The following is a 22,263-nucleotide window of genomic DNA, read 5'->3' on the forward strand; positions in this document are numbered from 1 at the left end:
GGGTCCCCGTGCGGACCCCGGGCTAGCTGGTCAGGCGTTCCACTTCTGGTTCGCGGCGCCGGTGCAGGACCAGATCTGCAACGGCGTGGCGTTGGCGGAGTTGTTCCCGGTGACGTCGAGGCACTTGTTGGCCTGTGGATTCACCAGATCCTTGCCGCCGGTGTAGTTCCACTGCTGCGCGGCCGATCCGTTGCAGGTGTAGAGCTGCACCCGAGCGCCGTCGGCCACACTCCCCGACGCCACATCCAGGCACTTGCCGAGCGCCCGCACAGTGCCGTCACCAGGACGCGTCCACTGCTGCGCGGACGACCCGTTGCAGTCGTACAGCTGAACCGTCGTGGCGTCAGCCGGGTTCGCCCCCGCGACGTCGATGCACTTGCCGGCCAGACCGGTGATCTGCCCGCCGCCACCACCGCCGCCGCTCTGCGTCCCCGACCAGGTGAAGGTCGCCGAGGTCTTGGTCGGCAGCGTGTAGGTGAACGACTGCGAACCCCAGTTCACCCGCACCGACTGCGAGCTGCCGGTGGTGTTGAACGCGATCAGCGCCTTCGAGCCGTCCGGGTTCTTCCAGGCCACGTTCTTCACCGCGCTGTTCGCGTCGGACTGGATCCGCGCCGCACCCGGCTTCACGAACTTGGTCAGGTGGCCCATCGTGTAGTACTCGACGGTCTTGGTGACCTGCCCGCGCTGCGCGTCGTTGCGGTGGATCGTGACCAGACCGGTGCAGACGTTGCACCCGGCACCGACGAACGGCAGCATCGCCTCGTCCTGGCCGAGGCTCCACTTCACCCAGGACTTGCTCCAGTTCCGGGTGTAGTCGATCAGGTTGTTCATGTCCTCGACCTGCTGGTTCGGGATCCAGGTGCCGCCCGAGTGCTCGGTCATGTAGTGGTTCACGGCCGGGTACTGGTTGTGCACGGTGGTCTGCAGGTTCACGTCACCGCCGTACCCGTGCCAGGCGATGCCGCCGAACAGCGGGTCGTTGCGCAGCCCGGCGTCGGCCAGCGGGACCGAACCGAGGTCGTTGTAGTTGCCCCAGTTGTAGTCCAGCACCATCACCTTGGTGGTGATGCCGGCTGCCCGGAACGCCGGGATCAGGTGGTTCTTGGTGAAGTTCAGCAGCCCGGCGCCGTTCCAGTTCATCGACGCGTAGCCGGTGTTGTCGTTCCCGCAGCAGGTCGGCTCGTTCTGCACCGACACGTAGTCGATGTGGTTGCCCTGGGCCTCGTTCTGCTGCACGTACTTGACGAAGTACTGCGCGTAGAGCGGGTAGTACTCCGCCTTCAGCCAGCCGCGGTTGGTGAACTTGTTGTTGTCCTTCATCCAGGCCGGCGCGCTCCACGGCGCGCCCTTGACCTTCAGCGCGGGGTTCAGCTGCTTGGCCTGCTTGGTCAGCGGTACGACGTCGGCGAGGTCGTGGTTGATCGTGAAGTCGTTCAGGTCGCAGCAGGTGTCGTCGTAGGAGTAGTTGAAGCGGGCCAGGTCCGAGGCGCCCATCGGGTTGCGGGTGAAGGCCAGGCCGATCCCGTTCACCGGGTCGAACAGGTCCTTCATCACCTGGTTGCGGGTCGCGGCCGAGATCGTGTTGCTGCTGTTCAGCAGCCACGCGGCGCTGTCGGTGAACGACGCGCCACCGCCCTCGAAGGTCTGGTACGTCGTGTTCTCGTTGACGTTGACCGTCTGGTTCGCGCTGCCGCCGGCCGGGCCGAAGTTCACCGGCGCCTGCTGCTGCAGGCCGCGGGTGACGTTGCGTCCGGCGGCGTCGTTGGTGGTGGTCAGCCAGACGTTGACCTGCTCACCGGCAGCCTGCGCCGGCGTCGGGTTGCTCAGGCTGAGACCGGTGGCCAGCACCGAGAGGGCGGCGAACCCGGCCAGGGCGGGCAGCAGGCGTCGTCGTCCGGGGCGGGCACGACGAAGAGGGCTGGGCATGGGCGGATCTCCCTTTTGCTCAAGGGGTTCAGGGGACGAAGCGGTGCACCCCGGATCCGGCGTCTGCCCGCGCCGCAACTGGTGGTCATCAGCAGGTAACCATCGGTGCCCGCCGGAGTCAATGCCGTGCGACGCCTTTTTTCACGCCTTGTATTTACGTGTGGCCTTGACGTGGGAGCGTTCTCACGGCACGCTTCCGTCGCACAAGCGAACTGTCTCGTTCACGTCCCGCCCCCGCCCCTACCGGCCGGACGCCCCTCCGGCCGAGCGAGAAATGAGGCACGCATGAGAGTCCCGCGTTCCCGGTTCCGGGCCGCCGCGCTGCTCACCGCAGGCGCCGCGCTGCTCGGCACCGCCGTACTCCAGTCCCCCGCCGACGCCCGGCCCCAGTCCGAGACCGCGGCCGCGGCGGCCACTCAGGTGATGGCTCCGCAGGCCACCATCTGGGAGGACACCTTCGACGGCCCGAACGGCCAGGCCCCGAACCCCGCCAAGTGGCGCTACGACATCGGTGGCGGTGGCTGGGGCAACAACGAGCGGCAGTACTACACGAACTCGACCCGCAACGCGGCGCTTGACGGCGGCGGCAACCTGGTGATCACCGCCCGCCGCGAGAGCGGCGGGTTCCAGTGCCACTACGGCACCTGCGAGTACACCTCGGCCCGGCTGCTCACCGCGCAGACGTTCACCCAGACCTACGGCCGCTTCGAGGCCCGGATCAAGATCCCCGGCACCCAGGGCGTCTGGCCGGCGTTCTGGATGCTCGGTGGCGGCAACTGGCCGAACGACGGCGAGATCGACATCATGGAGAACATCGGCCGCGAGCCGAACACCGTGCACGGCACCATCCACGGCCCGGGCTACTCCGGCGAGGGCGGCATCGGTGCGGCGTACCAGTCGCCGAACGGCCAGCCGTTCCGCAACGACTTCCACACCTACGCCGTGGACTGGGCGCCGGACTCGATCACCTGGTCGGTCGACGGCGTCCAGTACCAGCGCCGGACGCCGGCCGACCTCGGCGGCAGGCAGTGGGTCTACAACCACCCGTTCTTCATGATCATGAACGTCGCGGTCGGCGGCTACTGGCCGGGCTACCCCGACGGCAGCACGGTGATGCCGCAGTCGATGGTCGTCGACTACGTCCGGGTTTCCACCCTGGGCAGCAGCGGCGGTTCCGGCAGCCAGATCACCGGCCTGGCCGGCAAGTGCCTGGACGTCGCCGGCGCGAACGCGGCCGACGGCACCACCGTCCAGCTGTACGACTGCAACGGCAGCGCCGCGCAGAAGTGGACCCGGCCGGGCGACGGCACGATCCGGGCCCTGGGCAAGTGCCTGGACGTCGCGAACGCCGGGACCGCCGACGGCACCCGGGTCCAGATCGCGACCTGCAACGGCAACGCGGCCCAGCAGTGGACGTACTCCGGCGCACGAGATCTGGTGAACCCACGGGCGAACAAGTGTCTCGATGTCACCGGCAACAACTCGGCGAACGCCACCCCGACGCAGATCTGGACCTGCGGCGGCGGCGCGAACCAGAAGTGGAACGTCTGACCTGAGCACGACGAAGGGCCAGGCCGTTCGGTCTGGCCCTTCCGTCACGCCAGCAGCAGCTCGGCCGCCCGTTCGGCGATCGCGTAGACGGTCGCAACGGTGTTGGCCGACGGCAGCGACGGCATCACCGACGCGTCCGCGACCCGCAGCCCGTCGATGCCGATCACCCGCAGGTCGTTGTCCACGACCGCCTGCTCGCCGTCCCCGATCGCGCAGGTCCCGACCGGATGACAGTACGACGCGAGCGTGCGCCCGACGTACTCGCGCAGGTCGTCCCGCGCGGTCAGCGCCGGCCCCGGCGCGATCTCGGTCGGCCCCCACTCGGCGAGCGCCCGTGCGGCGCCGAGCTCACGGGCCAGGTCGATCCCGCGCAGCATCGTCGTGGTGTCGCGCGGGTCGGCGAAGAAGTTCGGGTCGATCAGCGGCGCCGCTGTCGCGACGGTGCTCGCCAGCCGCACCGATCCCCGGCTGTACGGCCGCATCACCGACGGCTTGATCGTGAACCCGTACGGCGGCGCGGTGCCGGCCGGCACCTGCGGCAGGTCCGTCACCACGAACTGCAGATCGGGCCCCGCGGCGGCGGGATCGACCTGGAGCAGCCCGATCAGCTCGGCGTGGTTGTTCCGCGCCGGCGGGACCGCCGTGGCCGTGCCGAAGACCACGTTCGCGAGCGGGTGGTCCTGCAGGTTCGACCCGACGCCAGGCCGGTGGCCGAGCACCGCGATTCCCAGCTCACGCAGGTGATCCGCGGGACCGACACCGGACAGCATCAGCAGCTTCGGCGACCCGATCGCGCCCGCGGCGAGCACGACCTCGCGGGAGCAGTCGACCGACAGCAGCGCGCCGTACGTGCTGTACCGGACGCCGACCGCGCGCCGGTTCACGATCCGCACCTCGTGCACGGTCGCGTCGGTGACGATCTCGAGGTTGCGCCGGGCCAGCACTTCCGGCGTCAGGTAGGCGTCGGCGGCGGTCTGCCGCAGCCCGGCGACGATCGAGAGGTCGGGCAACCCGAACCCGGTCTCGAGTCCGCCGCCGATGTCGGTCGCGGCCCGGTGCCCCACCTCGACGGCGGCGTCGAGCACCGACGCGAGCACCGGGTTCGGCGGGTCCGCGGGACCGACCACGACCGGCCCGCTCTGCCCGCGCAGCTCCGGGTCACGGCCGATCACCGTCTCGCTGCGCTTGAAGTACGGCAGCAGGTCGGTGAAGCCCCAACTCTTGGCGCCGGCTTCGACCCAGTCGTCGTACCCGGACCGGTGACCGCGGACGAAGAGCATCGCGTTGATCGCCGAGGAACCACCGAGCCCACGGCCGCGCGGCAACGGCGTCGCCGTACCGGTGGCCGCCTGGACGACGGTGATGTCACCCCAGCTGAAGGAGCTCTGCCGCAGCAGGTAGTGGTCGCGAGGCTCGGCGACCAACGGGTGCGGCTCGCGCGCGCCCGCCTCCAGCAGCAGAACCCGTACGTCGGGTCGCTCGGTCAGGCGAGCGGCGAGCACACTGCCCGCCGTGCCGCCGCCGACGACGATGTAGTCGTAGTGACTCACGTCAGTTCCCCTCAGGCGCTTCCAGCGATAACACCTTCAGATCTACCACCGGAACCGATATCAGCGTAGGCATCTTGCTGTTATCGTCGATAACATGCCAACCAGCACCCGGGCGACCACCCGCGACCGGATCGTCCGCGCCGCCACCGACCTGCTCAGCGCGGGGGGCCGCGCCGCGGTCTCCACCCGCTCGGTCAGTACGGCGGCCGGCGTGCAGCCGCCGACCATCTACCGGCAGTTCGGCGACATGGACGGGCTGCTGGACGCGGTCGCCACCCAGGCCTTCGAGGACTACCTGCGCGACAAGCGCGACCTCGGCGAGACCGGCGACCCGGTCGACGACCTGCGCCGCTCCTGGGACCTGCACGTCGACTTCGGCCTCACCAAGCCGATGTTCTACACCCTCGGGTACGGCGGCCCCGGCGACGAGAAGGCGTCGACCCTGCGCGCCGAGGCGCTGGAACGGCTGACCGGCATGGTCGCCCGGGTCGCCGCGGCCGGGCGGCTGACGATGAGCGTCGAACGCGCCACCGCGCTGATCCACGCCAACGGCCTCGGCCTGGTGCTGTCCCAGATCGCGATCCCGCCCGCGGACCGCGACCCGCGGCTGCCCGCGGTCGCCCGCGAGCTGGTGCTGAGCTCGATCACCACCGGCCCGACCGAGGCGGCCGGTGACGTCCCGTCCCAGGCGACCGCACTGCGAGTTGCCCTAGGCAACCATCCCGGGAACCCGCTGAGCCCGACCGAGGCGGCGCTGCTCGACGACTGGCTGCGCCGCCTGGCGGACACGAACTGACCGCTAGCCGCGGTGCGACTTCACCAGGTCGGCGTACGTCCTGCCGCTGGTCTTCATCACCCGCTTGCCGCTCGGGTAGTCGACGTACGCGAGACCGAAGCGCGGCGCGTACCCGTAGGCCCACTCGAAGTTGTCCATCAGCGACCAGGCGAAGTACCCGGCCAGCGGCGCGCCCTGCTGCACCGCGCGAACGCACGCCGCGAGATGCCCTTCCAGGTACGCCGTGCGCTGCGCGTCGTCGACGTTGAACTCCGCATCCGGCGAGTCGACCCAGGCCGAGCCGTTCTCGGTGATGTAGATCTTCTCCGCGTCGTACTCCTTGGCCAGGCGCAGGATCAGCTCCTCCAGACCGGCCGGGTGGATCTCCCAGTCGAGCATGGTGTGCTCGGGGTTCGGGCCGGGGACCTGGCTGAAACCGAGCACCGGCACCGAGTCGTCGGCCTTGATGATCTGGCGGAAGTAGTAGTTCAGGCCGATGAAGTCGGTCGGCGCGGCGATGATGTCCAGGTCGCCGGGCTGCTCGGGCAGCTCCACGCCGTACGTCTCGACCATGTCGGCCGGGAAGCCGCGGCCCGACGTCGGGTCGAGCCACCAGCGGTTGATGTGCCCGTCGGCGATCCGCGACGCGCGGATGTCCTCGGCGCTCTGACTGGCCGGCTCACAACCGCTCAGGTTCACGACCAGACCGACCGAGGGCGGCTCCGGGCAGGACTCGCGCAGCGCCTGCACGCCGAGCCCGTGCGCCAGCAGCAGGTTGTACGACGCGCGCACGGCGGTCGCCGGGTCGGTGATGCCGGGCGCCATCCGGCCTTCCCAGTGGCCGATCCAGGCCGAGCAGAGCGGCTCGTTCAGCGTCACCCAGTCGCGCACCCGGTCGCCGAGCTTGGCGCCGACGACCGCGGCGTACTCGGCGAACCGGTACGCCGTGTCGCGGTTGTCCCAGCCGCCGGTGTCCTGCAGCGCCTGCGGCAGATCCCAGTGGTACAAGGTGACGAAGGGCTTGATGCCCTCGGCAAGCAAGTCGTCGACCATCCGGTCGTAGTACGCCAGACCAGGCGCGTTGACCGCGCCGGAGCCGGCCGGGATCACCCGCGGCCACGCGATCGAGAACCGGTACGCGTCGACGCCGAGCTGCTTGATCAGGGCCAGGTCGTCGGGCCAGCGGTGGTAGGAGTCGCAGGCCACGTCACCGGTGTCACCGTTGTCGATCGCGCCGGGCACCCGGCAGAACGTGTCCCAGATCGACGGCAGCCGGCCGTCGGCGTCGACAGCGCCCTCGATCTGGTACGCCGAGGTGGCGGTACCCCAGACGAAGTCCTGCCGAAGCGGGGAGAGCTCGACCATCGGTGACCCCCAAAGGGTGGTGGAGAAGGCGGTTTTTTCAAAGCATAGTTGAAGTCCTGAACCCTGCGCAGCGAGTTCAGGTTCCGGAACTTGCGGGGATCAGGCGGTGGTGACTCGTTTGGCGGTGCCGCCTTCGCGGAGGAGGCGCAGCACCGGCAGCGTCGCGGCGCCCAGCGCCACCGCGTCCCGGCCGAGCTCGCACAGCTCGATCGTCACCTGCGCGTACGGGCGGTGCAGCGCGTGCTTGCCGACGGCCTCGCGCAGCTCCGCGAGGTAGCGCTCCCCCAGCAGCAACCCCGCCCAGCCACCGAGCACGATCCGCTCCGGGTTGACCAGGTTCACCAGGTTCGCGAACCCCGCGGCCAGGTACCCGATCGTGTCCTCGACGACCTTGGCGGCGACCTCGGAGGAGTCGACCGCGCCGAGCAGCCCGATGAAGGCCGCTTCGTCGTCGTCCGAGCGCGCGGCCGGCCCACCGGCCAGCCGGTACCGGTCGAGCACACCCTCGGCGCCGACGTACGCCTCGAGACATCCCTCGGCACCGCACCGGCACCGGCGGCCGCCGTACATGATCGTGGTGTGGCCCCACTCGCCGGCGCTACTGCGAGTCCCCCGGTAGCTCGTCCCACCAGTCACCAAGGCAGCACCGACACCAGACCCGACGAGCGCCACGACGGCATCCGTCGCACCCCGCCCGGCGCCGAACCACATCTCGGCCTGCCCGAGCGTGTTCGCACCGTTGTCGACCTGGATCGGGATCGAGGTCCCCGCCGCCAGCATCGCCCCGAGCGGAACGCCGTCCCACCCGAGCGTCTGTGCGTGCACGACAGCGTCCGCAGGCCCTTCGACCACACCGGCGACAGCGACTCCGAGCCCGAGCACCCGCTCAGCCGGTACGCCGGCCTGCGTGATCACCGCGTCGAGCCCCTGCAGCACGTACTTCACCGCCAGCTCGGGCGCGGGTTTCGGCGTCTCGATCGGGTAGACCACGGTCGCCAGCACCGTCATCGCGAGGTCGAACAGCTCGACCCGGACCCGCGTCTCGCCGACCTCGGCGCCGACGACGTACCCGAAGCTGGGGGCGACCCGGAGCAGCACCCGCGGCCGGCCACCGTCGGACTCGACCGACCCGGCCTCCTCGACGATGCCCTCGTCCAGCAGCTCGCCGACCAGGTTGCTCACGCTGGCCGCGCTCAGCGACGTCTCGTGGCCCAGCTCGTAGCGGCTCAGCGGTCCCTGCCGGTAGATGCTGGTCAGGATCACCGAACGGTTGGACCGCCGCATGTCCCGCACGGTCGTCCGGCGTCCGTCCATGGTGTTTTCCCGACCCTTTCCGGCAGCTTCCATCAGTTGACGTCATCCTGCCGCACGAGGAGTTCCAAGCTCAGCCCACCGCACTTCTTACACGATTTGAACTTAGTAGTGACTTTCGTTACCGGTCCGTGATTGACGTCACCCCGCACGGACCGCTTCACTCTACGGAACCGCTTCCGAAACCGGTTCCGAACACCGCGTTCACGAAACGGCAACATCCGCCCCGCACCACCCCGACCGCCCGAGGGGAGCTGTGTATGTCGATCACGATCGCCGATGTCGCGGCCCGTGCCGGAGTCAGCAAGACCACCGTCTCGCGGGTCCTGAACGGCAAGGGCGAGCTCGATCTGCGGACCGCCGAACGGGTCCGCCAGGTGATCGCCGAGCTCGGGTACGTGCCCAGCGCCCGGGCCGTCGGCCTGGCCCGCGGCCGGACCCGGATCGTCGGCATGCTGGTCCCCTCGCTGACCTGGCCCTGGATGGGCGAGGTCCTGCAGGGTGCCGTCGACGTGGTCGAGACCGAGGGCTACGGCCTGCTGTTGTTCACCTGCAACCGGGGTGAGGAGTCGATGCAGCAGTTCGCCTCGCAGGTCTCGGCGCAGTCGTTCGACGGCCTGCTGGTGATCGAGCCAGAGGGCACGCTGTCCTACATCGAGCAGCTGCACTCGCGCGGCCTGCCGGTCGTCCTGATCGACGACCGGGCCAAGCAACCGGTGTTCCCGTCCGTCGCCACCACCAACCGGGCCGGAGGTGAGGCCGCCGCCCGGCACCTGCTGGAGCTCGGCCGCCGCCGCCCGCTGGTGATCACCGGCGTGGACTGGTTCGGCTGCACCCAGGAACGCCTGGACGGCTTCCGCGACACCTACGCGGCAGCCGGCCTCGAGCTGGACCCACGGCTCGTCTTCGAAGGCGACTTCACCCACGAGAGCGGACGCCGCGGCGTCCAGCAGGCCCTCGAGGCCGGCACCAAGTTCGACGCGATCTTCGCGCACAACGACCTGTCCGCCGGCGGCGCCATCCAGGCCGTCCGGGAGACCGGGCGGAACGTGCCGAACGACGTGTCGGTGGTCGGTTTCGACGACATCCCGTACGCCCAGCACACCGAGCCGCCGCTGACCACGGTGCATCAGCCGATGCGCCAGATGGGGCAGGCCGCGGCCCGGATGCTGATGGACTACTTCGGCGGCAAGCCGCTGCCGGAGGCACCCCAGGTGCTGCCCACGACGTTGATCGTGCGCAGCTCTACCGCCCCCGCCCGCCCCTCTTAGAGCGTCCGGTGGCGAGGTAGCTGCCCCTGCTTCGCCACCGGCACCCAGTAGTCCCGATATCGATCCGTTAGGCCGTGCGCCCTTCTCATGAGAGCGCTTTCACGGCACGATGCGACACCACTGACCGGGTCAACCGGAGAGTCATCCGCCAAGTAGTTGACGAACACAGGAGGAACGATGCGAGCACGACGCACAGTCGCGCTGGCCCTCGCGGGCCTGCTCGCGGCAGCAACCGCTGCCTGCAGTAACGGGGACACCACCAACTCGAACGCCAACGCCGGCGGCGGCGCCACGGTGCTCAACGTGGGCATGCCGAACGGGCCGCAGACCGAGAACCACAACCCGTTCCTCGGTTCCTCCTCGGGCGCCTCGCTCGGGTACCGGTGGATGATCTACGAACCGCTGGTGATGATCAACGCGCTCAAGCCGCAGGAGCCGGGCAAGCCCTGGCTGGCCACCGAGTTCGCCTGGGCCGACAACTTCAAGAAGGTCACCTTCACGATCCGCGACGGTGTCACCTGGTCCGACGGCAAGCCGATGAGCGCCGAGGACGTGGCCTACTCGTTCCAGCTCCGCAAGGACAACGAGGGCCTGAACCAGGACGCGATCCCGTACGACAAGATCACCCAGACCGGGAACAAGGTCGAGCTGACCTTCACCCGCTCGCAGTTCGTCAACCAGAACAAGATCCTCGGCGTCTTCGTGGTGCCGAAGGCGCAGTGGTCGACGTTCAAGGACCCGAGCCAGGACACCGTCAAGGACCCGATCGGCACCGGCCCGTACAAGCTCAAGTCGTTCACGCCGCAGACCACCACGCTGGAGCTGCGCGACAAGTACTGGCAGGAGCTGCCGAAGGTCAAGGAGCTGCGCTACACGTCGTACAACGACAACAACGCGCAGACCACCGCGCTGGCCAACGGCGCCTCGGAGTGGAGCTTCGTCTTCGTCCCGAACGTGAAGACGGTCTTCCAGGCCAAGGACGAGAAGAACCACAAGGTCTGGGCGCCGGGCACGCTGGGCATCCACGGCCTGTGGATCAACACCACGGTGAAGCCGTTCGACAACCCGGCGCTGCGCCGGGCGATGGACAAGGTGATCAACCGCGACGACATCTTCACCCAGGCCGAGGCCGGGTACTTCTACCCGAAGATCGAGTCCGTCACCGGCATCCCGGCCCCGGCCGGTGAGTCCTACATCGCGCCGGAGTTCAAGGACAAGAAGCACGCCGTCGACGTCGAGGGCGCCAAGGCCGAGCTGGCCGCGGCCGGCTTCAAGCTCGAGGGCGACACCCTGAAGGACCAGACCGGCAAGCCGGTCACGATCACGCTGACCAACCCGGCCGGCTGGTCGGACTACGTCACCAGCCTGGAGATCATCAAGGACAACCTGTCCCAGATCGGCATCAAGGCGACCGTCGACAAGGCCAACCAGGACGCCTGGTTCAAGGCGTTCGACGAGGGCAACTTCCAGGCCGGCATGCACTGGACCAACGGCGGCGCGACGCCGTACGACATCTACCAGAACATCATGGACGGCAAGATCCTGAAGCCGGTCGGCAAGGGTGGCGTGAGCGGCAACTACGGCCGGTTCAGCAACGCCGACGCGACCAAGGCGCTGGACGAGTACGCCAACGCCGCCGACGACGCGGCGCGCACCGCGGCGCTGAACACGCTGCAGAAGATCATGGTCGAGCAGATGCCGATCATCCCGACCGGTGCCTCCAACATCGGTGCGCTCTACAGCACCAAGAACTGGGTCGGGTGGCCGGACGACACCAACCCGTACGGACCGGCTCAGCCGACGCAGCAGAACGCGCTGGAGATCGTCCTGAAGCTGAAGCCCGCAGGGGCCTGACAACCCGCCGCGGCCGCGGAGCTCTCCACCTGGGGCTCCGCGGCCGCGGTCCCGCGCGCCGACCCAGCGAGGAGTCAGGAAAGATGACGGCGACCGATGCAGCACCGGCCACGACCGACGACGTGGTCCTCGAGGCCGAGAACCTCACCAAACACTTCCCCGTCCGCCGGGGCCTGCGCGACGTGTTCACCCGCGGCCGGTACGCCGTGCACGCGGTGGACGACGTCCAGCTGACGCTCCGCCGGGGCCGGGTCACCGCCCTGGTCGGCGAGTCCGGCTCCGGCAAGTCCACCGTCGCCCGGTTGATGGCGCAGCTGTACCAGCGCACCGGCGGCGACATCCGGCTGCACGGCGACTCGGTCACCGTGAAGGGCGGCCGCGCGTTCCGCGCCTACTGCCGCCGCGTACAGATGATCTTCCAGGACCCGTTCGCGTCGCTGAACCCGGTGCACACCGTGCGCTACCACCTGACCCGGTCGCTGAAGATCCACGGCCGCGCGGGCAACGGCAGCGCCGAGCTGGAGCAGAACCTGAACGACCTGCTGCTGCGGGTCCAGCTGACCCCGCCGGAGCGCTACCTGGACAAGTTCCCGCACGAGCTGTCCGGCGGCCAGCGCCAGCGGGTCTCGATCGCCCGCGCGCTCGGCGCCAACCCCGAGGTGCTGCTCGCCGACGAGCCGGTGTCGATGCTCGACGTGTCCATCCGGCTCGGCGTACTGAACCTGCTGCGGGACCTCAAGGAACGCCTCAACCTGGCCATCCTCTACATCACCCACGACATCGCCTCGGCCCGCTACTTCGCCGACGAGACCCTGGTGATGTACGCCGGCCGCATGGTCGAGGGCGGCGACTCCGAGACCGTCACCCAGCACCCCGCGCACCCGTACACGCGGCTGCTGATCGAGAGCGCGCCCGACCCCGACCGCCTGGACCGGGTCGGTGACGCGAAGGACGCGCCCGAGGACGAGGGCGGCGGTGAGCCGCCGAGCCTGATCGCGCCGCCGTCCGGCTGCCGGTTCCACCCGCGCTGCGTGCACGCGATGCCGAAGTGCTCCACCGACCTGCCGCCCCGGTTCGAGCTGCCGGTGGTCGACAGCGGCCAGGCCCACTGGGCGGCCTGCTGGCTCTACGAGGAAGGAGCGGCGAAGTGAAGTTCCTGCTGCAACGGATCGCCTTCTACCTGTTCACCGCCTGGGCGGCGATCACGATCAACTTCTTCATCCCGCGGATGATCCCCGGTGACCCGGTCACCTCGCTGATCAACAAGTTCCAGGGCCAGATGAGCACCGAGGCGATCAACTCGCTGTACGTGCTGTTCGGCCTGGACAAGAACGCCAGCCTGTGGAGCCAGTACGTCGACTACTGGCAGCAGGTCTTCGAGGGTGACCTCGGGCTGTCGTTCACGTTCTTCCCGACGCCGGTCTCGGAGATCCTCGGCCAGTCGCTGCCGTGGACGATCGCGCTGGTCGGCATCACCACGCTGGCCAGCTTCACGATCGGCACCAGCCTCGGCATCCTGGCCGGCTGGCGGCGCGGGTCCTGGCTGGACGGCCTGCTCCCGGTGACCACGTTCCTGTCCTCGATCCCGTACTTCTGGCTCGGCCTGATCGCGATCACGCTGTTCGCCGGGGCCGGCAGCTTCTTCCCGTCGTCCGGCGGCTACGAGCCGGGCCTGGTCCCGAACTGGGACAGCATCTTCATCGGCAGCGCGATCCAGCACAGCCTGCTGCCGGCGATCACGATCCTGATCTCCTCGGTCAGCGGCTGGATCCTCAGCATGCGCAACATGATGGTGACGGTCGCGTCGGAGGACTACATCACCGTCGCGCACGCCAAGGGCCTGTCCGAGCGCCGCGTGATGCTCTCGTACGCCGCCCGCAACGCGCTGCTGCCGAACGTCTCCGGTTTCGCGCTGTCGCTCGGCTTCATCGTCGGCGGCACGCTGCTGGTGGAGATCGTCTTCTCCTACCCCGGGATCGGCTACAACCTGTTCCAGGCGGTCGGCGCGAAGGACTACCCGCTGATGCAGGGCGTCTTCCTGGTGATCACCATCTCGGTGCTGGTCGCCAACCTGATCGCCGACGTCGCCTACCTGCTGCTCGACCCGCGCACCCGGAAGGAGAGCTGAGCCGATGTCCGCACCTGCCAGCACCATCACCGCGGTGACGCCGGAGGGCCCGGAGGTCGAGGCCGCCCCGGCCAAGCGCCAGCGGCTCCGGTTCGTCGCCAACCCGAAGGCCGCGACCGGCCTGGTGGTCCTCGCGTTCTTCTGCCTGATCGCGATCATCGGGCCCTGGATCGCGCCGTACGACCCGAGCGAGCGCAGCGCGAACCTGCTCCAGCCGCCGTCGGGCCAGCACTGGTTCGGCACCACCCACCTCGGCCAGGACATCCTGTCCCAGATCCTGGTCGGCACCCGGGGCGTGATGTTCGTCGGCCTGCTGGCCGGCATCGTCGCGACCGCGCTGTCGGTGCTGATCGGGGTCAGCTCGGGCTTCCTCGGCGGCGCCGCCGACGAGGGCCTGTCCGCGCTGTCGAACGTCTTCCTGGTGATCCCGGCGCTGCCGCTGATCATCATCGTGGCCTCCACGATCCCCGGCGCCGGCGACCTGATGGTTGCCCTCGTCATCGGTTTCACCTCGTGGGCCTGGGGTGCGCGGGTCCTGCGCGCGCAGACCCTGTCGCTGCGCCGCCGCGACTACGTCGAGGCCGCCCGGGCGACCGGTGAGAGCACCTGGCGGATCATCACCGTCGAGATCCTGCCGAACCTGACCGCGATCATCGCCTCCGGGTTCGTCGGTACGGTGATCTTCGCGGTGATGTCGGAGATCACGCTGGCCTTCATCGGGATCTCGACGATCTCGGAGTGGAACTGGGGCACCATCCTGTTCTGGGCGCAGAGCCAGCAGGCGCTCGCGCAGGGCGCCTGGTGGTGGTTCGTCCCGGCCGGTCTGGCGATCGCGATCCTCGGCACCGCGCTGTCTCTGATCAACTTCGGCATCGACGAGTTCGTCAGCCCCCGGCTGCGCAGCAGCGGGCACACCAAGGTGAAGACCAAGGACGGCCACACGGTCCGGATGAAGGTCGGCTTCACCCCGGTTCTGAACACGACCGACCGCAAGGCCCCGGTCACCCCGGTGGTCCGCGCCGACGAAGCGAAGGGCACGGTCTGATGGCCAAGCAACCAGTCCTGGAGATCAAGGACTTCAACGTCGACTACGGCCTCGGCGACCAGGCCGTCCGCGCGGTCCGCGACGTGACGCTGACCCTGCACCGCGGTGAGGTGCTCGGCCTGGCCGGCGAGAGCGGCTCCGGCAAGTCCACCCTCGCGTACGGAGTCACCCGGCTGCTCCCGCCGCCCGGTGTGATCAGCGGTGGCTCGGTGGTCTACCACCCGCCGGGCGACCAGCCGTACGACGTGATGGCGCTGACGCCGGCCGAGCTGCGCAAGTTCCGCTGGGCCGAGACGTCGATCGTGTTCCAGGGTGCGATGAACTCGCTGAACCCGGTGCACAAGGTCTCCACCCAGATGCTCGACGTGATCCGCGCCCACGAGCCGCAGCTCAGCGCCACCGCGCGGATGGACCGCGCCAAGGAGATGCTCAAGCTGGTCGGCATCTCCGCCGACCGGATGGACGCCTACCCGCACCAGCTGTCCGGCGGGATGCGGCAGCGGGTGATGATCGGGATGGCGCTCGTGCTCGAGCCGCAGATCGTGATCATGGACGAGCCGACCACCGCGCTGGACGTGGTGATGCAGCGCCAGATCCTGGCCCAGCTGGTCGAGCTGCGCGAGCGGCTCGGGTTCTCGGTGCTGTTCATCACCCACGACCTGTCGCTGCTGGTCGAGTTCTCCGACCGGATCGCGATCATGTACGGCGGCCGGATCGTCGAGGAGGCCAAGTCCGCCGACCTCTACAAGGACTCCCTGCACCCGTACAGCGAAGGGCTGCTGAAGTCCTTCCCGGCGCTGCGCGGCCCGCGCCGCGAGCTGAGCGGGATCCCGGGCTCGCCGCCCGACCTGCGCGGTATGCCCACCGGCTGCGCGTTCCACCCGCGCTGCCCGCACGCGTTCGACCGCTGCTCGACCGAGATCCCGGTCCTCGGCGTCCCCGAAGCCAGGAACGACCCCAACCGCCAGGTCGCCTGCTGGCTGCCCGGCCGCGTCCCTGTCGCCTAACTTCTGCCCCGAAGGGAGTCAGTACGGCGCTCGCGCGCCCCGCCCACCGGCGGGCGCGCGGGCGTCGTACGGCCACTATGACCACACCTGCCCCCACCACCTCGGCCGACGCCGCGCTGATCGCCGGGCTGCCCACCGGTTTCCGCTGGGGAGTCGCCACCTCGGCGTACCAGATCGAGGGCGCCGTCGACGCCGACGGCCGGACCCCGTCGATCTGGGACACCTTCTGCCGCGTCCCCGGCGCCGTGCACGACGGCGACACCGGTGACGTCGCCTGCGAGCACTACACCCGGATGCCTTCGGATGTTGCCCTGATCAAGGATCTCGGGATGGACACCTACCGGTTCTCGGTGTCCTGGACCCGGGTCCAGCCGAACGGCCGCGGCTTCAACCCGGCCGGGATGGCCTTCTACGACCGGCTGGTCGACGAACTGCTTGCCCAGGGCATCGACCCGTGGGTGACGCTGTACCACTGGGACCTCCCGCAGGAGCTCGAGGACGCGGGCGGCTGGCCGGTGCGCGACACGGCGTACCGGTTCGCCGACTACTCGATGCTGGTCTTCGACGCGCTGAGCGACCGGGTCGACACCTGGACGACGCTGAACGAGCCGTGGTGCTCGGCGATGCTCGGGTACGCGTACGGCGCGCACGCGCCCGGTCGTCAGGACTACCCCGCTGCGGTCTCCGCCGTCCACCATCTGCTTCTCGGCCACGGCCTCGCGACCGAGCGGATGCGCGAGGCGGCACCGCGCAAGATCGACATCGGCATCACGCTGAACGCCGCGACGGCGTACCCGGCGTCGGACGCCGCGCCGGACCTGGACGCCGCCCGCCGGGCCGACGGCATGGGCGCCCGGTTGTACCTGGACCCGCTCGTCCACGGCCGCTACCCCGCGGACGTCATCGCGGACCTGGCCGCTCAGGACATCGTCATCCCCGTTCAGGACGGTGACCTCGCCACCATCTCCGCCCCGATCGACGTCCTCGGCATCAACTACTACTTCAGCCAGAAGTTCACCGGCTACGCCGAGGACGGCAGCACCGTCGACGCCGCCGGCCTCCCGGTCGTCCGCAGCATCCCCCTCGGCCGCGACCGCACCGCGATGGACTGGGAGATCGTCCCCGAAGGCTTCACCGACCTCCTGGTCCGGATCAGCAAGGACTACCCCGGCCTGCCGATGGTGATCACCGAGAACGGCGCGGCCTTCGACGATGTCGCCGACGCCTCCGGCTTCGTCGCCGACGAGGGCCGTACGGCGTACTTCACCTCGCACCTGGCCGCCGTCGCCTCCGCCATCGAGCAGGGCGCCGACATCCGCGGCTACCTGGCCTGGTCCCTGCTCGACAACTTCGAGTGGGCCTACGGCTACGAGAAGCGCTTCGGCATCGTCCGCGTCGACTACGACACCCAGGAGCGGACCCCGAAGCAGTCGGCGCTGTACCTGCGCGACCTCGCGGAGCAGCACCGCAACCGCTAGTTCGGTGCGAAGCCCGCCGGTCTGTCGATGCCGGCGGGCTTCGTCGTATATCGAGCGTGAATCCGCTGTGTAACCACGCGGTGCACAGTCGGGGAACACCCGGCGCACCGGCGCCGGGTATCCCTGTCTGGAGGCCCAGTGACCGCCGTACCCCACGCCATCGCCCGCCGTCCCCTCGCCCACGAGGTGCGGCACGAGGCAGCCGACTTCGTCGGGTACGTCGACGCCGTGCACACCCTCGCCCGCCGCTACGCCCCCAACGCCGACGCCGCCCGCCTGGTCCTCGACTACCTACGGCACTTCGACTACGACTCCTACCAGTGGCGCACCCTCGTCGGCCGCGTCGACGACGACTTCATCGACTACGTCCTCCGCACCGGCCTCCCCCACATCGCCTGGTTCCGCGCCCCCGTCTTCGGCAGCGTCATCAAGGTCTCCCACCTCGCCGCCGCCACCGCCGGCCTCTACCTCCACGGCCGCCCCGACGGCCTCACCACCAACCGCGGCGACCTCGCCGGCTGGGCCGGCGACTGGCTCAACTTCTACTCCGAGTGGCTGCAGGCTGCTTCCGACGCCGCCTTGATGCGCGACGACATCCCCAGCACCTTCCAACTGGGCGACCTCCTCGACGACGCCGACGCCGACCTCATCGCCGCCCAACTCCGCAACTGGCGCAGCCTCCCCGAGGTCGTCGAGTACTTGTATCTGACGTCCACCCACCCCCGCATCGAACACTTCTTCACCGACCGCTTCGGCACCCCCTCAGCCGCCCAGGCCATCGCCTTCGAGGCCCTCACCCACCACGAAGACGTCCTCCTCTCACTGGGCCGCACCTCTTTGATGGGCCCTGCTGTTCGCCCGGCCACAACCCTCCCCGACGATTCCCTCACCAACCTCACCCGCGCCTTCGCCGACCGCCTGACGGACCTGATCGACCTGGAGAGTGCACTGATCGTGTGATCTCCTGCTCGACGTGCTGACGCTGAAGTCCGAGCTCCACGAGGCCCTGCGTGCTGCGCGGGCCACCAACCTGGAGACGACCCGCGGCTTGTCCGAGCACGACCTCCGCCGCCCGCTCACCGCCTCAGGCGCGAACGTCCTCGGCGTCCTCAAACACCTCGGCGGCATGGAGTACGGCTACCTCGGCGAAGCGTTCGGTCGCTCGCTGCCGCGAGAGATCCCCGGCGACGTGAACCTCGCCGGCGCCGCCGACCTGTGGGTACGCGCCGACGAGTCATCGGCCTTCATCCTCGCCTGGTACACGGAGGCGTGCGGTGTCGCCGACGAGACGATCGCGTCGCACGACCTGGATGCCGTCGGCCGGGTCGAGCACTTCGCCGAGGGCCACCAAACGACAACCCTCGCAGCCATGATGCTCCGAGTCCTGAACGAGGAACTCCGCCACGGCGGACACCTCGACATCCTCCGCGAACTGATCGACGGAGCCGACGAGCCGGCTCGCATCGCCAGAATCCACGCGGCAGCGGAACCATTCAGACCACCTGAGCAGCTCAGCCGTCCCAACCTGCACCACTGATCAAGCCGCCCGATCACCTTGTCCACCACGCGGTTCCCGCCTGGCTCGACGCCACCGGCCGAGGTTGGTCAGTGGTGCAGGTCGCCCCGCACCCACAACCGCCGATTGCTCACGCCCGCCTGGACGCGAGCGAGGAACGCACACATCTGGCGGCAGCACGCCCTCGACACACCCACCGGCGCCACAGGAAGCAGGAGTCGCCACGCGGCACCCGAACGATTCAGACCGACTGAACAGCCAGCTGGGCGGACGTGCACCACCCACTAACCCCGTTCATTGAGCTCGCCGCGAAGCTCTCCACGCTCAGCTCGTCGCCTCCGGCGGAGGTTAGTGGGTGGTGCACGTCCGCCCACCCGCCGAGGGGTTGCCGCACGCGGCGCGCACGAAGCAGGCGAAGGCCGCAGCCGCCGAGCCATCGGGCCCGGCCGAGTAGCCCGTGGGACGGACGTGCACCACCCACTAACCTCAGTCCATCGCCTTGCCCGGGCTGGCGTTCACGCTCAGCTCGCCTCCTCCGGCGGAGGTTGGTGGGTGGTGCACGTCCGCCCGCCCAACCACCGAGCGGTTGCCGCGCGTCAGCGCGCGCAGGAAGCGGGCGTCAGCACGCGTACTCAACAAGGGGCGGGTGGGAGCAGGCACCGTAGTGAGCGCCAGCGAACGGAGGAGCCTGCGTGGGGAAAGCTCAGTCGGCGAGGAGGCGGTTGGCCATGGCGAGGTCGGTGATGAGGATGTTGATCCAGCCGCCCAGCAGGGCCGCGCGGATGGCGGAGAACTTTCGGGCGCCGCCGGCTACGCCGATTCGGCGGGGGACGGTCAGCAGCTCTTTCGCGGTGACGCCGATGACTCGTTGGTCGAAGGTGGAGCGGACGTGGTTGCCGTCCTCGTCGAAGAAGCGGAAGCAGACGTCGCCGACGGCACCCAAGCGGCGCAGCTCATCCTGGTCAGACTGGGCGACTGCGTTGCCGCTGCGCTGCAGCAGAGGAGAGGGCTCGAGGCTGCCGATGCCTACTACCGCGTCGGTGAGTTGGCTCCAGGTGCCCAGGACGTCTTGGACGGAGACGTCGTTCATCATCGCGCGCCGTACGGCGGGGGTGCCGACCAGGCCGGGGGCCGGCAAGTAAACAGGCATCGCGCCGGTGAGTTCGGCGAAGCGGGCGGTGAGGCGCGTCGCCTGCATCTGTACGGCGGCGTCGCCGAGCCCGCCGACGATCTGGACGACCTTGTCGGCGACCGGGACGCTCTTGCGCGGCATCCGGTCGACGGCGCTGATCAGGGTCTCGCTCCAAGAGGAGATGCCGATGACGTGGCCGCCGGTGAGGGTCATGTCCAGGTACGCCGCTGCGCCTGATCCGAGTGCAGGGAGGACATCGTCGTCGGTGCTACCGGCAGAAAGAGTGTCGGTGTCCACCACCACCGCATCCCTCAGCCCGTACCGCTCCTGCAGCTCGTCCTCCAGATCGCTGTGCACCCCGCTCGGCATCGTCACCACCGTGTGCACGATCCCCACCTCGACCGCCTGCTTGAGCATCCGCGACACCCGCGCCTGCGACAGGTTCAGCTCGCTGGCGATCTTCGGCTGGCGGATCCCCTTCTCGTGGTACATGCGGGCGACCTTCGCGAGCAGGCGTAGTTCGTCCAGGCCGGGGCGGCGCACGCCACGATTCACGGTTCCCCCTTCAGACAGGTCAGGACTGGACTATAGGCAGATGTAGACGCGCGGTGCGCCACCCGGATCGGGCAGCGGATCGCCTGGCGTGTCTCGCCGGCCGGTCGCGACGACGGAGCCGTCGCGGGGATCGACGATGCGGTAGTCGAGCGGGACGGAGTCGTCGAAGACCATCAACGGGCCGCCGTGCTCGCGGTAGACGATCAGCAACCCGTCGGCTCCGCGCAGCGCGCGGCCGGAGATCACCCGCGTCCAGTCCGGCTCCATATCCACAAGTGGCAGACCAGCCAGCACCCGACCAACCAACCCCACGTACGTCGAACCGCCGAACCCCAGCGCCTCCCGCCACCCAGCGTCCGGCGCGATGAAGAACGCGGAGTGCCCGGGCTCGGAAGCATGCAGCCGCCACTGCCACAGGCTCCCCGCGCCGTACACGACCCCCATCGTCCCGCCCGCGCACAGGTTGCTCCACGCCTCGTGCCCCTGCCACCACCCACCAGCGACGTCCAGCCCACCGTGCTGCTCGTACGTCGGCTCGCCGTTCGCCACGGCTCGCACCGGCGTGTTGCGCCACATGTCGGCGACCCGTTCGGCGACGTGCTCGCCGGTGTGCCCGGTCTGGCACCACTGGAAGTCGAGCCAGTCGGCATCCTGGTGCGCCGAGGCGCGGATGTGCGGGCGGTAGTGGATGCCGGTCGGCTGCTCGTAGCAGTCGACGGCGTGCACCTCCGCTCCCCCGGCCGAAACCTGCGGCTCGCGCCCGGTACCGTCGCCACCGACGAGGTAGATCGCGGGCTGCGCGCCGTACCGGGCGACGAGGTAGCGGCAGTACGTCGCGTACTCGTCCGCTGGTACGACGGTCCCGGCGACGTCGAGCCCCTTCCAGCCGAAGCCCTGGAAGACCGGCTGCAGCACGGGGACGATCCCGTGTTCGACCAGGACCTCCAGCAGCTGATCGAGGTACTGGAAGTACTCCGCCCGAGGCTGCAGCAGGTGACCGTCAGGCAGGTCCTCGAACGCGACGTCGAACCCCTCGTCCGCGGTCCGGTCGCGCGGGCCGACGGCTCGCATGTCGGGTTGCACCGACATCAGCAGTACGGCGTTGAAGCCTTTCGCCTGCCGATCCTCCGCGTACGAGCGGACCTGATCAACCGTCGCTCGCCAGGGCAGCGCCCAGGCGGTGTCGGCGATCAGCAGCGCCGGGGTGCCGTCCGCGTGGACCAGGCTCCGGCCGCCTGGGGACATCTGCCAGAAGCCGTGGGCGTAGAACGGATTGGTTTCGCCGGCCGGTACTTGTGAAACCTCCAGCACGCCTGAGGAGGAGCCGAACGCCCACTCCCACCGCCCCGCCAACGGCGGAGCGAACCGGACCCGCCACACCGCCCCGGCACCACCCTCCCCGGAGACCTCACCGTCCCAGAACCCCGGCCGCCGCAGCCTCGCCCCGCTCTCGTGCTCGAAATCCGCCCACACCTCCGCCCCGTAACCCACCGGAAGCGACGCAGACAGCTCGACGGACCGCCAGACGATTGAGATGGACATGACACTCCCGGATCGAACGAGGACGGATACACTGCGAGTGAAGAACACACACGTGCTCTGGGGTCGGTGAAATTCCGAGCCGGCGGTTAAAGTCCGCGACCCGTACCTCCGCGAGGAGGTCCGGTTGACCTGGTGGAACTCCGGGACCGACGGTGAAAGTCCGGATGGGAAGACGCACGTGGCAGATTTCGCGACGCCTGTTCGGCGCGCGCCCAAAAGGCGTGCGACAAGCAGCCCGTCGCGGAGCTGTCGTT

At 69.3% G+C, this 22,263-nt stretch carries 18 protein-coding genes and 1 riboswitch; of the genes, 11 read left to right on the top strand and 7 right to left on the bottom strand.

The window, feature by feature from the left end; translation table 11 throughout:
- Positions 1–30: 30 nt before the first annotated feature.
- Positions 31–1,929, bottom strand: a complete 1,899-nt coding sequence (locus AB0M01_RS01960; protein WP_363664974.1) for a ricin-type beta-trefoil lectin domain protein — start codon at positions 1,927–1,929, stop codon at positions 31–33.
- A 285-nt stretch (positions 1,930–2,214) separates the two neighbouring features.
- Here AB0M01_RS01960 and AB0M01_RS01965 point away from each other — a divergent pair, with 285 nt between their 5' ends.
- On the top strand, positions 2,215–3,480 hold the full coding sequence (locus AB0M01_RS01965) for a family 16 glycosylhydrolase (protein ID WP_363664975.1): 1,266 nt from the start codon (positions 2,215–2,217) through the stop codon (positions 3,478–3,480).
- A 44-nt stretch (positions 3,481–3,524) separates the two neighbouring features.
- Here AB0M01_RS01965 and AB0M01_RS01970 read toward each other — a convergent pair whose 3' ends face one another.
- A complete protein-coding gene (locus AB0M01_RS01970) occupies positions 3,525–5,030 on the bottom strand; it encodes a GMC family oxidoreductase N-terminal domain-containing protein (protein ID WP_363664977.1) in 1,506 nt (501 codons plus the stop codon).
- A gap of 94 nt (positions 5,031–5,124) precedes the next feature.
- Here AB0M01_RS01970 and AB0M01_RS01975 point away from each other — a divergent pair, with 94 nt between their 5' ends.
- Positions 5,125–5,826 carry a TetR/AcrR family transcriptional regulator gene (locus tag AB0M01_RS01975; RefSeq protein ID WP_363664978.1) on the top strand — a complete coding sequence of 234 codons (702 nt, stop codon included), beginning with the start codon at positions 5,125–5,127 and terminating at the stop codon, positions 5,824–5,826.
- A gap of 3 nt (positions 5,827–5,829) precedes the next feature.
- On the opposite strand, the gene AB0M01_RS01980 is transcribed toward AB0M01_RS01975, so the two are convergent.
- Together AB0M01_RS01980 and AB0M01_RS01985 are read right to left on the bottom strand one after the other, a co-directional pair.
- Entirely contained in the window at positions 5,830–7,170 is a 1,341-nt protein-coding gene (locus AB0M01_RS01980; protein WP_363664979.1) for a GH1 family beta-glucosidase, read from the bottom strand.
- Positions 7,171–7,269: 99 nt separating this feature from the next.
- Positions 7,270–8,484, bottom strand: a complete 1,215-nt coding sequence (locus tag AB0M01_RS01985) for an ROK family transcriptional regulator (RefSeq protein WP_363664980.1) — start codon at positions 8,482–8,484, stop codon at positions 7,270–7,272.
- Positions 8,485–8,741: 257 nt separating this feature from the next.
- Here AB0M01_RS01985 and AB0M01_RS01990 point away from each other — a divergent pair, with 257 nt between their 5' ends.
- The 9 genes from AB0M01_RS01990 to AB0M01_RS02030 all read left to right on the top strand — a co-directional run bounded on the left by AB0M01_RS01990 (position 8,742) and on the right by AB0M01_RS02030 (position 18,801).
- Positions 8,742–9,752, top strand: a complete 1,011-nt coding sequence (locus AB0M01_RS01990; RefSeq protein WP_363664981.1) for a LacI family DNA-binding transcriptional regulator — start codon at positions 8,742–8,744, stop codon at positions 9,750–9,752.
- Positions 9,753–9,929: 177 nt separating this feature from the next.
- Positions 9,930–11,606 carry an ABC transporter substrate-binding protein gene (locus AB0M01_RS01995; RefSeq protein ID WP_363664982.1) on the top strand — a complete coding sequence of 559 codons (1,677 nt, stop codon included), beginning with the start codon at positions 9,930–9,932 and terminating at the stop codon, positions 11,604–11,606.
- 83 nt (positions 11,607–11,689) lie between these two features.
- Positions 11,690–12,757 carry an ABC transporter ATP-binding protein gene (locus tag AB0M01_RS02000; protein ID WP_363664983.1) on the top strand — a complete coding sequence of 356 codons (1,068 nt, stop codon included), beginning with the start codon at positions 11,690–11,692 and terminating at the stop codon, positions 12,755–12,757.
- Complete coding sequence (locus AB0M01_RS02005; protein ID WP_363664984.1) at positions 12,754–13,734, top strand: ABC transporter permease; 981 nt, start codon at positions 12,754–12,756, stop codon at positions 13,732–13,734. The genes AB0M01_RS02000 and AB0M01_RS02005 overlap by 4 nt, the downstream gene beginning before the upstream one ends.
- A gap of 4 nt (positions 13,735–13,738) precedes the next feature.
- Positions 13,739–14,779, top strand: a complete 1,041-nt coding sequence (locus AB0M01_RS02010) for an ABC transporter permease (RefSeq protein WP_363664985.1) — start codon at positions 13,739–13,741, stop codon at positions 14,777–14,779.
- Complete coding sequence (locus AB0M01_RS02015) at positions 14,779–15,786, top strand: ABC transporter ATP-binding protein (protein WP_363664986.1); 1,008 nt, start codon at positions 14,779–14,781, stop codon at positions 15,784–15,786. The genes AB0M01_RS02010 and AB0M01_RS02015 overlap by 1 nt, the downstream gene beginning before the upstream one ends.
- Before the next feature lie 77 nt (positions 15,787–15,863).
- The gene (locus tag AB0M01_RS02020; RefSeq protein WP_363664987.1) at positions 15,864–17,264 is read left to right on the top strand and encodes a GH1 family beta-glucosidase; all 1,401 of its coding nucleotides are present in this window, start codon (positions 15,864–15,866) and stop codon (positions 17,262–17,264) included.
- A 138-nt stretch (positions 17,265–17,402) separates the two neighbouring features.
- On the top strand, positions 17,403–18,224 hold the full coding sequence (locus AB0M01_RS02025) for a hypothetical protein (RefSeq protein WP_363664988.1): 822 nt from the start codon (positions 17,403–17,405) through the stop codon (positions 18,222–18,224).
- Positions 18,225–18,237: 13 nt separating this feature from the next.
- Complete coding sequence (locus tag AB0M01_RS02030) at positions 18,238–18,801, top strand: DinB family protein (RefSeq protein WP_363664989.1); 564 nt, start codon at positions 18,238–18,240, stop codon at positions 18,799–18,801.
- Between the two features lie 465 nt (positions 18,802–19,266).
- On the opposite strand, the gene AB0M01_RS02035 is transcribed toward AB0M01_RS02030, so the two are convergent.
- From AB0M01_RS02035 to AB0M01_RS02045, 3 genes are all read right to left on the bottom strand, one after another.
- Positions 19,267–19,416 (bottom strand): hypothetical protein, encoded by a 150-nt coding sequence (locus AB0M01_RS02035; protein WP_363664990.1) that lies wholly within the window; start codon positions 19,414–19,416, stop codon positions 19,267–19,269.
- 67 nt (positions 19,417–19,483) lie between these two features.
- Positions 19,484–20,467: a sugar-binding transcriptional regulator gene (locus tag AB0M01_RS02040; RefSeq protein WP_363664991.1), complete on the bottom strand. Its 984-nt coding sequence runs from the start codon at positions 20,465–20,467 to the stop codon at positions 19,484–19,486.
- A 30-nt stretch (positions 20,468–20,497) separates the two neighbouring features.
- Positions 20,498–22,009, bottom strand: coding sequence for a DUF4038 domain-containing protein (locus AB0M01_RS02045; RefSeq protein WP_363664992.1), 1,512 nt, complete (start codon positions 22,007–22,009; stop codon positions 20,498–20,500).
- Between the two features lie 48 nt (positions 22,010–22,057).
- Positions 22,058–22,191, top strand: a riboswitch (FMN riboswitch).
- Positions 22,192–22,263 lie beyond the last annotated feature (72 nt).

The sequence above is a fragment of the Kribbella sp. NPDC051770 genome (genome assembly GCF_040681455.1).
In the GTDB taxonomy this organism is placed as follows: Bacteria; Actinomycetota; Actinomycetes; order Propionibacteriales; family Kribbellaceae; genus Kribbella.